Source organism: Polynucleobacter sp. es-EL-1 (assembly GCF_018687975.1).
Lineage (GTDB): Bacteria > Pseudomonadota > Gammaproteobacteria > Burkholderiales > Burkholderiaceae > Polynucleobacter.
Map to the genome: position 1 here is coordinate 1580979 of NZ_CP061310.1, position 13958 is coordinate 1594936.

14 protein-coding genes are annotated in these 13958 nt (G+C 47.7%); 10 read left to right on the plus strand and 4 right to left on the minus strand.

Features of this window, described 5'->3' with window-relative positions:
- Positions 1 to 38: 38 nt before the first annotated feature.
- Positions 39 to 353: a DUF3579 domain-containing protein gene (locus FD974_RS08115; RefSeq protein ID WP_215364147.1), complete on the plus strand. Its 315-nt coding sequence runs from the start codon at positions 39 to 41 to the stop codon at positions 351 to 353.
- Positions 354 to 425: 72 nt separating this feature from the next.
- Here the strand turns inward: FD974_RS08115 and rpsT are convergent, their stop codons facing one another.
- The gene (gene rpsT / locus FD974_RS08120) at positions 426 to 692 is read right to left on the minus strand and encodes a 30S ribosomal protein S20 (protein ID WP_215364149.1); all 267 of its coding nucleotides are present in this window, start codon (positions 690 to 692) and stop codon (positions 426 to 428) included.
- Between the two features lie 153 nt (positions 693 to 845).
- Here rpsT and murJ point away from each other — a divergent pair, with 153 nt between their 5' ends.
- From murJ to miaA, 3 genes are read left to right on the plus strand one after another with little or no spacing between them, the layout of a single operon-like run.
- Entirely contained in the window at positions 846 to 2399 is a 1554-nt protein-coding gene (murJ, locus tag FD974_RS08125) for a murein biosynthesis integral membrane protein MurJ (protein ID WP_215364150.1), read from the plus strand.
- 5 nt (positions 2400 to 2404) lie between these two features.
- On the plus strand, positions 2405 to 3247 hold the full coding sequence (locus tag FD974_RS08130; RefSeq protein WP_215364151.1) for a SirB1 family protein: 843 nt from the start codon (positions 2405 to 2407) through the stop codon (positions 3245 to 3247).
- Between the two features lie 56 nt (positions 3248 to 3303).
- Complete coding sequence (gene miaA, locus FD974_RS08135) at positions 3304 to 4308, plus strand: tRNA (adenosine(37)-N6)-dimethylallyltransferase MiaA (RefSeq protein ID WP_215364152.1); 1005 nt, start codon at positions 3304 to 3306, stop codon at positions 4306 to 4308.
- Positions 4309 to 4310: 2 nt separating this feature from the next.
- Here miaA and purM read toward each other — a convergent pair whose 3' ends face one another.
- On the minus strand, positions 4311 to 5363 hold the full coding sequence (gene purM, locus FD974_RS08140; protein WP_215364153.1) for a phosphoribosylformylglycinamidine cyclo-ligase: 1053 nt from the start codon (positions 5361 to 5363) through the stop codon (positions 4311 to 4313).
- A 73-nt stretch (positions 5364 to 5436) separates the two neighbouring features.
- Between purM and FD974_RS08145 the strand changes: the two genes are divergently transcribed.
- The 6 genes from FD974_RS08145 (at position 5437) to panB (ending at position 10725) form a co-directional block, all read left to right on the plus strand.
- A complete protein-coding gene (locus FD974_RS08145; protein WP_215364154.1) occupies positions 5437 to 6426 on the plus strand; it encodes an AI-2E family transporter in 990 nt (329 codons plus the stop codon).
- A 12-nt stretch (positions 6427 to 6438) separates the two neighbouring features.
- Complete coding sequence (gene hda, locus FD974_RS08150; RefSeq protein ID WP_215364155.1) at positions 6439 to 7197, plus strand: DnaA regulatory inactivator Hda; 759 nt, start codon at positions 6439 to 6441, stop codon at positions 7195 to 7197.
- A 6-nt stretch (positions 7198 to 7203) separates the two neighbouring features.
- Positions 7204 to 7884, plus strand: a complete 681-nt coding sequence (locus FD974_RS08155; RefSeq protein ID WP_215364157.1) for an HAD family phosphatase — start codon at positions 7204 to 7206, stop codon at positions 7882 to 7884.
- The gene (gene pcnB, locus FD974_RS08160) at positions 7881 to 9290 is read left to right on the plus strand and encodes a polynucleotide adenylyltransferase PcnB (protein WP_215364159.1); all 1410 of its coding nucleotides are present in this window, start codon (positions 7881 to 7883) and stop codon (positions 9288 to 9290) included. Before FD974_RS08155 ends, pcnB begins: the two co-directional genes overlap by 4 nt.
- 71 nt (positions 9291 to 9361) lie before the next feature.
- On the plus strand, positions 9362 to 9889 hold the full coding sequence (gene folK, locus FD974_RS08165; RefSeq protein WP_215364161.1) for a 2-amino-4-hydroxy-6-hydroxymethyldihydropteridine diphosphokinase: 528 nt from the start codon (positions 9362 to 9364) through the stop codon (positions 9887 to 9889).
- Between the two features lie 17 nt (positions 9890 to 9906).
- The gene (gene panB / locus FD974_RS08170) at positions 9907 to 10725 is read left to right on the plus strand and encodes a 3-methyl-2-oxobutanoate hydroxymethyltransferase (RefSeq protein ID WP_215364162.1); all 819 of its coding nucleotides are present in this window, start codon (positions 9907 to 9909) and stop codon (positions 10723 to 10725) included.
- 24 nt (positions 10726 to 10749) lie between these two features.
- Here the strand turns inward: panB and dnaJ are convergent, their stop codons facing one another.
- Together dnaJ and dnaK are read right to left on the minus strand one after the other, a co-directional pair.
- Complete coding sequence (gene dnaJ, locus FD974_RS08175; RefSeq protein WP_215364163.1) at positions 10750 to 11883, minus strand: molecular chaperone DnaJ; 1134 nt, start codon at positions 11881 to 11883, stop codon at positions 10750 to 10752.
- 101 nt (positions 11884 to 11984) lie between these two features.
- Positions 11985 to 13919, minus strand: a complete 1935-nt coding sequence (gene dnaK, locus FD974_RS08180) for a molecular chaperone DnaK (protein WP_215364164.1) — start codon at positions 13917 to 13919, stop codon at positions 11985 to 11987.
- Between the last annotated feature and the right edge of the window lie 39 nt (positions 13920 to 13958).

Here is a 13958-nt window from a genome sequence, read left to right on the forward strand (position 1 = left end):
ATCAATACCTATTTCATTACATCAATTTTTACGCCAACTTGAACCACAAAAAGCTTTTCATTCAAGGCATTACGACTTCAGGCAAATCTTTTCGCCCGAGTGACTGGGCTGAACGCCTTTGCGGTGTTATGGCCACATTTCGCCCACCAGGCGATGCTGGCGACCCCCGCTTCACTTACTCACCCTACGTCAGGCCAGTGCTTATCGCACAAGTGAAATGCGTTGTAATCGATACCAGACTGGGAGAGCTAGATCCAAGAGCGCTAGACTTTGTCATGAACTTCGCCAAAGACAATAGCCTGCCAATTGAAGAGGCTTGCGAATTCGAACCTCAATCGCAAACCCAGTCCTAAAAACAAAAACCCGCTCTGATAAGGAGCGGGCTTGGGTCTAGATGCTCTAGACCTGCCTAAAACAAAAAACGTTTACGCTGCCATCGCCTTAATAGCTGCAGACAAGCGAGACTTCTGGCGAGCTGCAGTATTTTTGTGAGCAATCTTCTTGTCAGCAATCTTGTCGATTGTGGATTGAGTTGCTGCAAACACTTTAGCTGCGGCCTCTTTATCACCAGTTTCAATTGCCTTACGAACTGCCTTGATGGAAGTACGAAGCTTGGAACGCAAACTGGAGTTGTGTTCGTTTTGTTTTACTGCCTGCCGTGCGCGTTTACGCGCTTGTGCGGTATTGGCCATCTTTAAACCTTGCTCTATAAAAATTACAAATTACGATTAACTGAAATTCTGTGTGGGTTCGCCAAATTTGTAAGCTGACTCACCAAAACCCAAGATTTTACATTAAAGGACTAAAAAAGCCCAGTCGCTTGATAAATGGGGGAAAATTAGCCCATGAATCTGCTTTCTGCCGCTGCCAAGGTCAGCTCCCTAACGATGCTATCCCGTATCACGGGACTCCTACGGGAAACCCTGATTGCCCGTAGCTTTGGGGCTTCCGAGTGGACTGACGCCTTTAATGTGGCTTTTAGGCTACCAAATCTGCTACGCCGGCTTTTTGCCGAAGGGGCCTTTTCCCAGGCATTTGTGCCCATTTTGGGGGAAATATCCAGTAAAGGGGATGTCAAACAGTCCCAAATCCTCATTAATGCCGTTGCCACCCTCTTATTTTGGGCTTTGCTCCTTACGGTACTGCTCGGCGTGATCGGTGCCCCATTGCTCATTTTGGCCATTGCTACGGGCTTTAAGGGTGGGCCAGCATACGAAGCGAGCGTTGTGATGACCCGCATCATGTTCCCTTATATCGGCCTGATTTCGATGGTTTCCCTATCAGCAGGGATCCTTAACACCTTTGGCCGCTTTGCTATTCCGGCATTTACCCCGGTTTTACTCAATCTTGCCCTGATTGGCAGCGCCATATTCCTAGCGCCCCATCTAGAGCAACCTATTTACGCACTTGGCATCGGCGTTCTACTCGGCGGTGTTTTGCAGTTAGCCATTCAAATTCCTGCGCTTGCACGCTTAGGTTTATTGCCGCGAGTTGGCCTAATGCCCGGCGCCATCAAGGCAGCAATCCGCAATCCCGATGCACGGCGCGTTCTCAAGCTAATGGGTCCAGCAGTGTTTGCAGTATCCGTGGCGCAGATCTCCCTCATCATTAACACCAACATTGCCTCGCGCCTACAAACCGGAAGCGTGTCATGGCTTTCCTACGCAGATAGACTGATGGAATTTCCAACGGCACTTCTGGGTGTAGCGCTGGGAACGGTTCTCCTACCTAGCCTCAGCAAGGCAAATGCTAGAAATGATTTAGTTCAAGCGGGCGAGCTCTTAATTTGGGGTTTGCAACTCACTTTTTTGCTGGCAGCACCTTGCGCAATAACGCTATTCATCTTTGGTGAGCCGCTAGCAGCAGTGCTGTATCACTATGGCCAATTTAATGCCTTGGATGTCCTGATGACACAACGTGCATTAGCAGCCTATGGGGTTGGCCTGATTGGACTCATCCTTGTCAAAATATTAGCCCCCGGGTTTTACTCACGCCAAGATATTCGTACTCCGGTCAAAATTGGCTTATTGGTTTTGGTAGCCACGCAATTGGCTAATTTAGCGTTTGTACCTTGGCTGGGTCATGCTGGCCTAGCCCTTTCTATTGGGGTGGGTGCCTGCCTCAATGCCGCCCTGCTATGGGTGGGTCTGCATCGACGTGGCGCCCTACCAAGTTGCGCCTGGTTCAAATATCTTGGCCAGCTTCTATTGGCCCTAATTCCTTTTTCAGCATTATTGTTTTACGCTTCCACGGCACATAATTGGATCGCATTGCAAGACACCCCCTGGCTGCGCATTGGATTGCTAGCTAGCTGGCTAGCTGGTGCTGCAATCATTTACTTTGGCGCCCTAGGTCTTGTAGGAATTCGCTGGCAAAAATTCCTGCGTCATGCAAAATAGCTTGTATGCCTACACAACAACTCGACTATTTCACCTCGCTAGTTGCCGAGGATGAGCACCTCCCTTTAACCGAAGCTGCAGTCGCGGTTGCACAGCACGCTTATCCAGACCTAGATGTACAAGGGGTGCTTGATCAAATTGATCAATGGGGCACCAAACTCAAACAGCGCATCACCCCTGATACGCCACCCATTCAACGCCTGCAGTTGTTAAAACATTTTTTCTACAACGAACTGGGGTTTGGCCCCAACCCCAATGATTTTTATGCTCCCGAAAATTCATATCTGCATCAAATCATCGAAAACCGTCGCGGCATTCCAATCTCCCTAGCAATCTTGATGATGGAGCTTGGCCAGCAAATTGGTTTGAATATTCGCGGGGTATCTTTCCCCAATCACTTCATGATGCGCATCTCCTTGCAACAGGGGGAGATCATCATGGATCCCCTCACTGGCGAATCCCTCTCCAAGAATCAACTCCAAGAAATGCTGGATCCGTATTTGGATGCGAAGGGCTATCGTGGCGAACTGAGCCTACCACTCAATATTTTCTTGCGCGCCTCTAGCTCTCGAGAAATCCTGTCGCGCTTTATGAGAAATCTCAAAATGATTTACTCCGAAGATGAGCGTTGGGAGCGTCTTCTGGGCATTCAAGAGCGCCTGGTCATTTTATTGCCCGATTCGATGGAAGAGATTCGTGATCGTGGCTTGATCTTTGCGCAACTTGAGTATGTACGTCCAGCACTCGAGGATATGCATCGCTATTTAAGTGAAATGCCGGGCGCAGAAGATGCGGCCGATATTCGTGAGCATATTGCTACGCTAGAGAGTCAAACAAAACTGCATTAAGCAGTAGGTTCCTCAATCTCAATAGAGATTGCAGCATTTCATTCCTATAATGCCTTATGCAAACTGAACCCCACATTCAGCCTACGCATTTACCTCATCAGCCACCCATACTCTGTATTGTTGGCCCTACAGGCGCAGGCAAAACCCATCTCGCCATGGCTCTGGCAGAGCATGCCAGGCTCTTAGGTAAAACAGTTGAAATCATCAGCATGGACTCTGCCTTGGTTTATCGCGGCCTTGATATTGGAAGCGCCAAACCAAGTAAGGCAGAGCAGGCTGCAGTTCAACATCACCTGATTGATATTTTGGAGCCCACCGAATCCTATTCAGCGGCACGCTTTGCAAATGATGCCAAGCGACTATGCATAGAAATTCGAGGGCGCGGCAACATTCCTATCGTTGTCGGTGGCACGATGTTGTATTGGCGCGCATGGGCTCATGGCCTTTCATCGCTACCCCCCGCAAACTCTGAAATCCGAGCTCGTCTTGATGAGCAAGGCAAATTCATTGGCTGGCCTGCGATGCATGCTGAACTTGCTAAAGTAGACCCCGTCACTGCGGCACGTTTACAAGCTAACGACTCTCAAAGGGTACAGCGCGCACTAGAGGTTTACGAGATCACGGGCAAACCCATGTCAGAACTACTAGCAGATGCGCCAAGTGAAGATGGCAGGGAAGGCTCAGCCATTCCAGAATGGATTAATCTGGTTTCACTCGAGCCCAGTGATCGCTCACGTCTGCATCAAAATCTAGAAAAACGTTTTGATGAAATGCTTGCCGGTAGATTCATTGAGGAAGTGCAAACATTAAAGAGCAACCCGAATCTTCACGCAGACTTGCCGGCAATTCGATCAGTCGGTTACCGCCAAGTATGGGAATACCTTGATGGCCTCAGTGATTGGGAGCAAATGCGTTACAAAGCACTTGCAGCCACAAGACAGCTTGGCAAAAGACAGCTCACGTGGTTGCGTGCCATCTCCGGTAGAAACACGTTTGATCCATTCAACCCCAGCGAACTCGAGCAAGCTCTTGAGTACTGCAAACGGGGTTTAATTCAATAGATTTAGATGACGACGGTTTGTGGCGCGCCAGCTGGACGCTCTACCACTTCGCCAACTGTCCATGCCTTTAGTCCTTCAGCCTGAAGAGACTTAATAGCAACTTCTGCTTGATCTGCAGAGACAATCACCACCATACCAATGCCGCAGTTAAAGACACGCACCATCTCAGCATCTGCAACCCCACCCTTCGTTTGCAACCAACGGAAGAGTTCCGGCATTTGCCAGCTATCACGATGCAGTACAGCTTGGGTATTTTCTGGGAGTACACGCGGCACGTTATCGACTAAACCGCCTCCAGTAATGTGCGCCATACCTTTAACATTGATTTGCGAAATCAACTTTAAGAGTGGCTTTACATAAATTTGCGTCGGAGCCATCACCACATCTCCCAATGGACGCCCGCCCAGATCATCCGTTGGCTTAGCACCAGCCCGCTCAATAATCTTCCGCACCAGTGAATAACCGTTGGAGTGCGCACCGCTAGAGCCAATCGCCACTACTACATCACCAGGGGCAATCGTTGCACCAGTAATGATTTTGGATTTTTCTACAGCACCAACAGCAAATCCGGCCAAATCATATTCACCAGGCGGATACATACCCGGCATCTCAGCAGTTTCACCACCGATAAGGGCGCAACCAGATAGTTCACAGCCATGGGCGATTCCACCAACCACCGTAGCTGCTGTATCGACAGTTAACTTACCGCAAGCGAAATAGTCCAAGAAAAATAGGGGTTCAGCACCCTGTACCAAGATGTCGTTCACGCTCATCGCAACCAGATCCTGACCAATCGTATCGTGTCGATTCCACTCAAAAGCTAAGCGCAACTTCGTGCCCACTCCATCGGTGCCGGACACCAAAACCGGCTCTTTATAACGCTTAGGAACCTCAAACAAGGCCCCAAATCCTCCGATTCCGGCCAATACGCCCTCACGCATGGTTTTTTTAGCCAAAGGCTTGATGCGATCTACCAAATCATCGCCAGCGTCAATATCGACACCTGCGTCACGGTAGGAAAGGCCTTTTGCGGAAGAATTGGTAGATGAGTTCATGGCAGCAATAGAAGATTAGTAAAAAACACTACTTGGTCGGTAGAATCATTGAATTCTAGAGGATTCAAGCAAGATGGCTGAAATTTTTACCCCTTTTCTGACTGCATTTATTCTGGCTTATGCCCTGCGCCCCGTTTGCTTATGGCTTGAGAGGCATCAGCTACCCCGCGCACTTGCCGCTGGAATTGCCATGATTCTGGGATTGGCCGTCTTATTTTTGATTTTGATCCTCTTTGTAACGCTCCTGCGCACTGAAATTCCATTAATTAAAGCCCAGCTCCCAGAGTGGATTCAAAACACCCAAGCTTGGCTAGACCCAAAATTAAGTGAGTTCCATATTAATTTAGACTGGGCAACACTAAAAACGAGCGCAACTCAAAAAATTACTGAGCACTTAACGGACAACTCTGACGCTCTCATGTCCTCCACTTTAGAGACCGTATTGGTGTCAGGAAGCTCTGTGATTGCAGGATTTGTAAATGCTGTCCTCATTCTCTTTGTGATGTTTTACTTGTTAATTGATTGGGACCATTTTTTCGCGTTATTAAAAAAGATTGTTCCTATTCGCGCTCAAGAAACTGTTCATCACCTTGCCATGCATACCGATGGCTTGTTATCGCAATACCTTCGGGGCATGCTGATTGTAATTTCCATCATGTCTGTCTTTTATAGTGTTGGATTAAGCATTATGGGCATCAAGGGTGCCGTAGCGCTTGGTGTATTTACAGCACTGATGATTGTGATTCCTTATATTGGTATAACCATAGGCTTCACTCTTGCAATGCTTGCCGCCCTTCTGCAATTTGGTCCTGGTGGCGCCATCATCGGAGTACTTGTGCTCTATGGTCTTGGTCAGTTTATTGAGGGCTTCCTCCTAACTCCGCGCCTGGTGGGTGAGCGCATTGGCTTGCATCCTGTAGCCGTGCTGTTTGCTTTACTCCTATTCGGAAAATTATTTGGGTTTTTTGGAGTGCTATTGGCACTGCCGATTAGTGCAGTTAGTCTCGTGTTATTGCAGTATTGGTGGTCACGCTACACCCAGAGCTCTTGGTATCAACAGTAAATCATTGTTGTAATGAATAGCTCTTCACTCCCACGACAATTCGCTCTCGATATCGGTCATACGCCAGCGCCAAGCCTGAATAACTTTTTAACTGGCGCCAACCTTGCGCTCCACTCCACCTTGCAAACATTGGTGAAGTCTTGGGAAACAAAATCGCAGACTATTGAGAATGACAATGTCTTAAATAAGCGCTGGATTTATTGGTGGGGCTCAGAAGGCTCAGGGCGTACCCACCTATTAGATGCCCTTGGTAACTCAGCAAAACAATTAGGACTTGAACACTTTTCATTAAGCCCCAGTGAGCCAGTTTCCTGGGTAAGACTAGAAGAAAAGTTGCCCGAATTAAGTGCTAGCAATCAAGTCTCAGTGATTACCGCAGATGACGTAGATCGCCTAGATGAGCGTCAAGTAGCCTCCTTATTTCGGATTCTCAATGAAATTCAAGCCAGTAAAGGCATCCACATCTTTATGGCTGGCAATGCCGCCCCAGGAGCGCTAAGCCTAAGAGAGGACCTGCGGACCCGTTTAGGCTGGGGCCTGGTCTTTCAAACCCATCTTTTGGACGATGATGAGAAAATACAAGCTTTAGAACAAGCAGCGCAAGCGCGTGGCTTAGTTTTGTCGCCCGATGTATTGCCTTGGTTGCTCAATCGCTTTTATCGCGATATGCCCAATCTAATGGCCTTAATCGATGCTTTAGATGCCTATTCACTTGAAACAAAACGTGCTGTAACGCTCCCCTTAGTACGAGAACTACTGCAGCCAAAGTAAAGATTAATGACTCAACTAGCACTTTTCGACTTAGATCACACCCTTCTTCCCTGCGATAGCGACTACGAGTGGGGCCAGTTCTTAGCCCGTATTGGGGTCGTTGATAGTCAATACTATGCTGAGCAAAATGAACGCTTTTATCAAGACTATAAAGATGGCAAGCTCGATATTCAAGCGTTTTTGCGCTTTGCATTAAAGCCCCTTTCAGAACATTCTCGCGCTCAGTTAACAGAATGGCATGATGCATTCATGAAGGAAGTGATTACTGGACAGCTCAGGCAATCGGCGCTAGATTTAGTCAAGCGCCATCAGGATGCTGGTGATCTTTGCTGTGTTGTAACCGCAACCAATAGCTTTGTTACTCGCCCCATCGTCGAAAGTTTTGGTATCAAGCACTTAGTTGCAACTGAGCCCGCCACCCTGAATGACAATCCTTTAGCCAACTTCACTGGCGAGGTAAAAGGGATCCCTAGTTTTCGAGAGGGGAAAATTCAACGAGTGGATGATTGGCTTGCCAGTCAAAACTTAGCATTAGAAAAGTTGACTCATAGTTACTTTTATTCAGATTCCATGAATGACTTACCCCTCTTAGAAAGAGTGAGCCATCCTGTTGCCACTAATCCAGATACTCGCCTGCGCGAAGAAGCCCAAAAGCGCAACTGGCCCATACTTGAACTATTTGCATGATTACAAAATTTATTAAGCGGATTCTGCGCCGTGACCCCATGGTCCGACATACTGCGGCCCATACCTCCGGTGCACCAAAACGTATTCCTAAAAAATCCCATCGGATTGATCCCCACTTACTATCCAAAAATGCTGTCAAAGTTACTCAAACCCTGCAGCAGGCGGGTTATGAGGCTTTTATTGTCGGTGGCGCGGTCCGGGACTTAGCTTTAGGAATTAGTCCTAAAGATTTTGATGTGGCAACCAATGCCACTCCAGAACAGGTGCAAAAACTGTTTCGTAAAGCCCGCTTAATTGGCCGTCGCTTTCAGATCGTACACGTTACCTTCTTTGGCAAAGGTCAACCAGAAATTATTGAAGTTTCGACCTTCCGAGCCTTACTTGAAAATGCCGGGGAGCACGTCGCTGAAAACGGGCGTATCTTGCGAGATAACGTGTGGGGTAGTCAGCATGAAGATGCAGCACGTCGTGATTTCAGCATCAACGCCATGTACTACGATCCCGCCTCAGAAACCGTGCTCGACTATCACGGCGGCATGGCAGACATGCAAAAGAAAACTTTGCGCATGATTGGTGATCCTGCCAAACGCTATCGTGAAGACCCTATTCGAATGCTGAGGGCCATTCGTTTTGCTGCTAAAACTGGCTTTACTTTAGACGCAGCAACACTGGCGCCTATTTCAAAGCTAGGGAAATTGATTCATGACGTGCCATCAGCCCGGCTATTTGATGAAATCCTCAAACTCTTGATGTCAGGTTATTCATGGGCAGCCATTCAAGGCTTGCGTGATGCAGGCCTACATCATGGCCTTCTGCCGCTCCTAGATCATATCCTTGACAGCAAAGAAGGCTCTAAAGAGGCAAATGATTTTGTACGCATTGCCCTCGCTAATACCGATCAGCGCATTCAAGCCGGGAAAAGTGTTTCTGCCGGCTTTCTCTTTGCCACCTTGTTATGGCCCGACCTCCTGCGTAATTGGAAAAAGAATATTGCTAAAGGGGTGTCTAATGTCCCCGCCCTTCTGGATGCCATGGACGAAACGATTGCCAGCCAAAGTAACGGTATGGTGATTCAGCGTCGTTTTGAGAGCGATATGCGGGAGATTTGGTCCATGCAACCCCGTTTTGAAAAACGGGTTGGTCGCTACCCCTACCGCCTGATAGAATCCCCTCGCTTCAGGGCCGGCTATGACTTTATGTTGCTGCGTTGTGCCACTGGCGAACAAAACCCTGCATTGGGTGAGTGGTGGACGAACTTCATCGAGTCAGATTCTGCGGGTCAAGAGGCTCTCATGGCCAGCGCTAAAAAAGATACTGGCAACATGGGAACTGGCGCCTTGCCGGCCAAGCGACGCCGCCGCAGAAAGGCTAAAGTAGCCACCCCACCAGAAGGCGCAACAAGTTAAGCAGACTTGAGAAAAATTCAGTAAAGTAGCTCGAACACTGGGTGTCGTTTTTTCTATAGTTTGGAATGAGCATGGCTCGAGCTTTTATTGGATTTGGTGGGAATATAGGCGATACGCGTCAGCTCATTACTGACGCAATTGTTTGCCTTGCTCAACGCTGTGAACTACAAATTCTGGCAAAAAGCTGCTTCTACCAGAGCGCACCTTATCAAGCTACTGGCGGCGACTATATCAATGCTGTGATTGAGATTGAAACTCAATTGACTCCCTATGGCCTGCTACATGTCTGTCAAGCTGTCGAACAAGAATTTGGTCGTGAGCGTCCTTATGAAAATGCACCTCGCACTTTAGATCTTGATATCTTGTCATTTGAAGGCGTCTCACAGGACGATTCCGATCTGACACTTCCCCACCCGAAAATCATCGAACGGTCGTTTGTACTTTTGCCATTATTGGAAATCGCTCCTGATTTTTTCCTACCCAAGTTTGGTGAATTAAAGGCTTACCTTCCCCAGGTTGCAGATCAGCGCATCGAAAAACTGCCTTGCCGTAACTGTAATTGTGGTGAAAAAGCGGTTTATAGCCAATCGGCGCATTAATTCATTAAACTCTCGCCATGGGTTACTTACAAGGCGAAAAGCCAATCACGATTTCTAAGCTGCTCTCTATGCATTTAGAGGGCGAGAAAATTACTATGCTGACTGCATATGACTCAACCATGTCAGCCTTACTGAACCGCTGCGGAGTAGAGAGCATTCTCATTGGCGATTCACTTGGTAACGTGATTCAAGGCCATAGCAGTACCACCCCAGTCACAGTAGAGCAAATGGCATATCACACCGCATGTGTAGCGCGTGCTAATACCCATGCATTTGTTATTGCCGATCTTCCTTTTGCCAGTTATGGAGACCCAGTCCAAGCATTAGACTCAGCAGCAGAGCTGATGCGTGCCGGAGCAGATATGGTGAAGCTAGAGGGTGGCAGCGATTGGCAGATCCAAATCATTCAGTATTTGGTAGAGCGTAGCGTGCCTGTTTGTGCTCACTTAGGATTGCTTCCGCAATCAGTACATCTTTTAGGTGGCTATAAGGTCCAAGGCAAATCTAAAGATGCTGCCAGCCTGATGCTAGAGCAAGCCATTGCTTGTGAGGAAGCAGGCGCGCAAATGATTGTGCTCGAGGCAATCCCCTCCTCTCTAGGCAAACACATTACTGAATCACTCTCCATTCCAACAATCGGAATTGGCGCAGGCTCAGATTGCTCAGGGCAAGTATTAGTCCTGCAAGATATGCTGGGTATTAGCCCTGGTAAACCACCAAAGTTTGTCAAAAACTTTCTGGATGGCCACTCCTCCATTGAGGCAGCAGTCAAAGCCTATGTTCGAGAAGTAAAATCCGGAAAATTCCCTGGGCCCGAACACGGCTTTGCTGGCTAGTTTCGATAAAAACTTCTTTAACAATTAACTAAAGAAGTTTTTCACCCCATCAAACCAACCCTTTTGATGGGGGTTATGTTTGTCGCCACCAGACTTGAGGCTGTCATCAAACTTTTTCAGTAATTTCTTCTGCTCCTCCGTCAATTTGACAGGAGTCTCCACTGCTACATGCACAAATAAATCACCGACCAAAGTCGAGCGCAAACCTTTGATGCCTTTATTGCGCAGACGGAAAGTTTTTCCAGTTTGAGTGCCCTCCGGTATTGGGAACTCTACTCGACCGGATAAGGTTGGCACTTCGATATCGCCACCCACAGTTGCAGTGGCGAATGAAATTGGCATCTGCACGTGCAGGTCACTACCATCACGCTCAAAGACTTTGTGTGGCTTTACCCTGACCTCAACATAGAGATCCCCAGATGGTCCACCATTGACGCCTGGCTCGCCATTCCCTACAGAGCGAACGCGCATACCATCATCAATTCCCGCAGGGATCTTAATCTCAAGTGTTTTTTGCTCTTTATGCTTACCGCTGCCGTGACAAGTCTTGCAAGGCTTAGGAATATATTCACCAGTACCACGACACTTTGGGCAAGTTTGCTGCATGGAAAAGAAACCTTGCTGCACCCGAACTTGGCCATGGCCATCACAAGTTGTACATTTTTCTGGCTTACTGCCAGGTTCAGCACCAGTGCCATTACAAGTCTTGCAATTGCTCCAACTAGGAACCCGAATTTGGGTGGTGTAACCCTCGGCCGCTTGTTCAAGAGTGATCTCCATGTTGTAACGAAGATCAGCGCCTTTATATACCTGCGGTCCAGACTGACGACCGCCACCCTGTCCAAATATATCGCCGAAAATATCACCGAAGGCATCGGCAAAACCCCCGCCAGCAAAACCGCCTCCGCCAAATCCACCCATAGAAGGATCAACGCCTGCGTGACCATACTGATCATAAGCAGCGCGCTTATTAGGATCGGTTAAGGTCTCATACGCTTCCTTAACCTCTTTAAATTGGGCTTCAGATGTTTTGCTATCGGGATTGCGATCAGGGTGATGCTTCATCGCCAACTTACGATAAGCCTTTTTCAGATCTTCATCGCTAGCACCTCTTGCAACCCCAAGTACTTCGTAATAATCGCGTTTACTTTTAGGCACGGCCTATTCCTCTCAACTACCTCAATGAGACAAGTCGGCGCGAGGCCGACTTGTTATTTAAGTACTTCCAAACTGCGTTAAATGGCTTTCAATATCAGGGATTACTTCTTGTCATCCACTTCCTTGAAGTCCGCATCCACTACGTCAGCGTCTGGGGCTGCACCTTGTGATCCACCGGGGGCTTCACCAGGAGCGGCACCACCGGCTTTAGCTTGCTCAGCAGCCATGGCTTTTTCACCAAGCTTCTGACTTGCTTTACCCAAAGCTTCAGTTTTTGCTTCAATGGCTGCTTTATCACTGCCTTTGATTGCTTCATCCAACTCTTTCAAGGCGGCTTCAATAGCTTCTTTTTCAGAGGCTTCTAAAGCAGAACCATGCTCTTCCAAAGCTTTCTTGGTTGAGTGAGCCAGTGCATCAGCAGTGTTGCGCGCTGTTACTAATTCCAATGCTTTTTTATCTTCATCAGCATTCGCTTCAGCATCTTTCACCATGCGCTGGATTTCTTCTTCAGTCAAACCAGAGTTTGCCTTGATCGTGATCTTATTTTCTTTGCCAGTCGTTTTGTCTTTTGCAGTGACATGCAAAATACCGTTGGCATCAATATCAAAAGTCACTTCAATTTGTGGCATACCGCGTTGTGCTGGTGCAATACCTTCCAAATTAAACTCACCGAGTAATTTGTTGGCAGCAGCCATCTCACGCTCACCCTGGAAACACTTGATCGTTACCGCAGGCTGGTTGTCTTCCGCTGTGGAGTAAACCTGTGAATGCTTGGTAGGGATAGTGGTGTTCTTTGGAATCATCTTGGTCATTACGCCGCCCAAGGTTTCGATACCCAATGACAATGGAGTAACGTCCAAGAGCAATACGTCCTTACGATCGCCAGACAATACTGAGCCCTGAATCGCAGCACCAACAGCAACTGCTTCGTCTGGGTTCACATCTTTGCGTGGCTCTTTACCAAAAATCTCTTTTACTTTTTCTTGTACTGCAGGCATACGGGTTTGACCACCGACCAAAATTACGTCATCGATGTCAGCCACATTGACGCCAGCGTCTTTAATTGCGGTCAAGCAAGGACCAGCCGTACGGTTAATTAGCTCTTCTACCAAAGACTCTAACTTAGCGCGAGTAAGCTTCAGGTTCAAATGCTTTGGACCACCTGCATCAGCAGTTACGTAAGGCAAGTTGATTTCAGTTTGTTGTGCAGAAGACAATTCGATCTTGGCTTTTTCAGCAGCGTCTTTCAAACGCTGCAATGCCAATACGTCCTTGCTCAAATCAACACCTTGTTCTTTCTTGAACTCAGCAATGATCCAATCAATAATGCGTTGGTCAAAGTCTTCACCACCCAAGAAGGTGTCGCCGTTTGTGGAGAGCACCTCAAACTGTTTTTCACCATCAACGTTGGCAATTTCAATAATGGATACGTCAAATGTACCGCCACCCAAGTCATACACAGCGATCTTGCGATCTACTTTGTCTTGTTTATCCAAGCCAAATGCCAATGCAGCTGCAGTAGGCTCATTGATGATGCGCTTGACATCCAAACCAGCAATGCGGCCGGCATCTTTGGTTGCTTGACGTTGACTATCATTAAAGTAAGCAGGGACAGTAATCACTGCCTCAGTCACTTCTTCACCAAGATAATCTTCGGCAGTCTTTTTCATCTTACGCAGGATTTCTGCAGATACTTGTTGTGGCGCCATTTTTTTATCACGCGCTTCAACCCAAGCATCACCATTGTCTGCTTGCACAATTTTGTAAGGCATCAAACTGATGTCTTTTTGCACTTCTGGATCAGTAAACTTACGACCCATCAAACGCTTCACCGCGTAGATAGTATTTTTAGGATTGGTTACTGACTGACGTTTTGCAGGTGCCCCAACCAATACTTCACCATCTTCAACATAAGCAATGATCGATGGTGTTGTACGAGCGCCCTCGGCGTTCTCAACGACCTTAGGTGCATTGTTTTCAACGACTGAAACGCACGAGTTAGTGGTTCCTAAGTCGATTCCGATAATCTTTCCCATAATGGCTCCAAAAATTAAGTGATGTGTAACTTCTTAAAA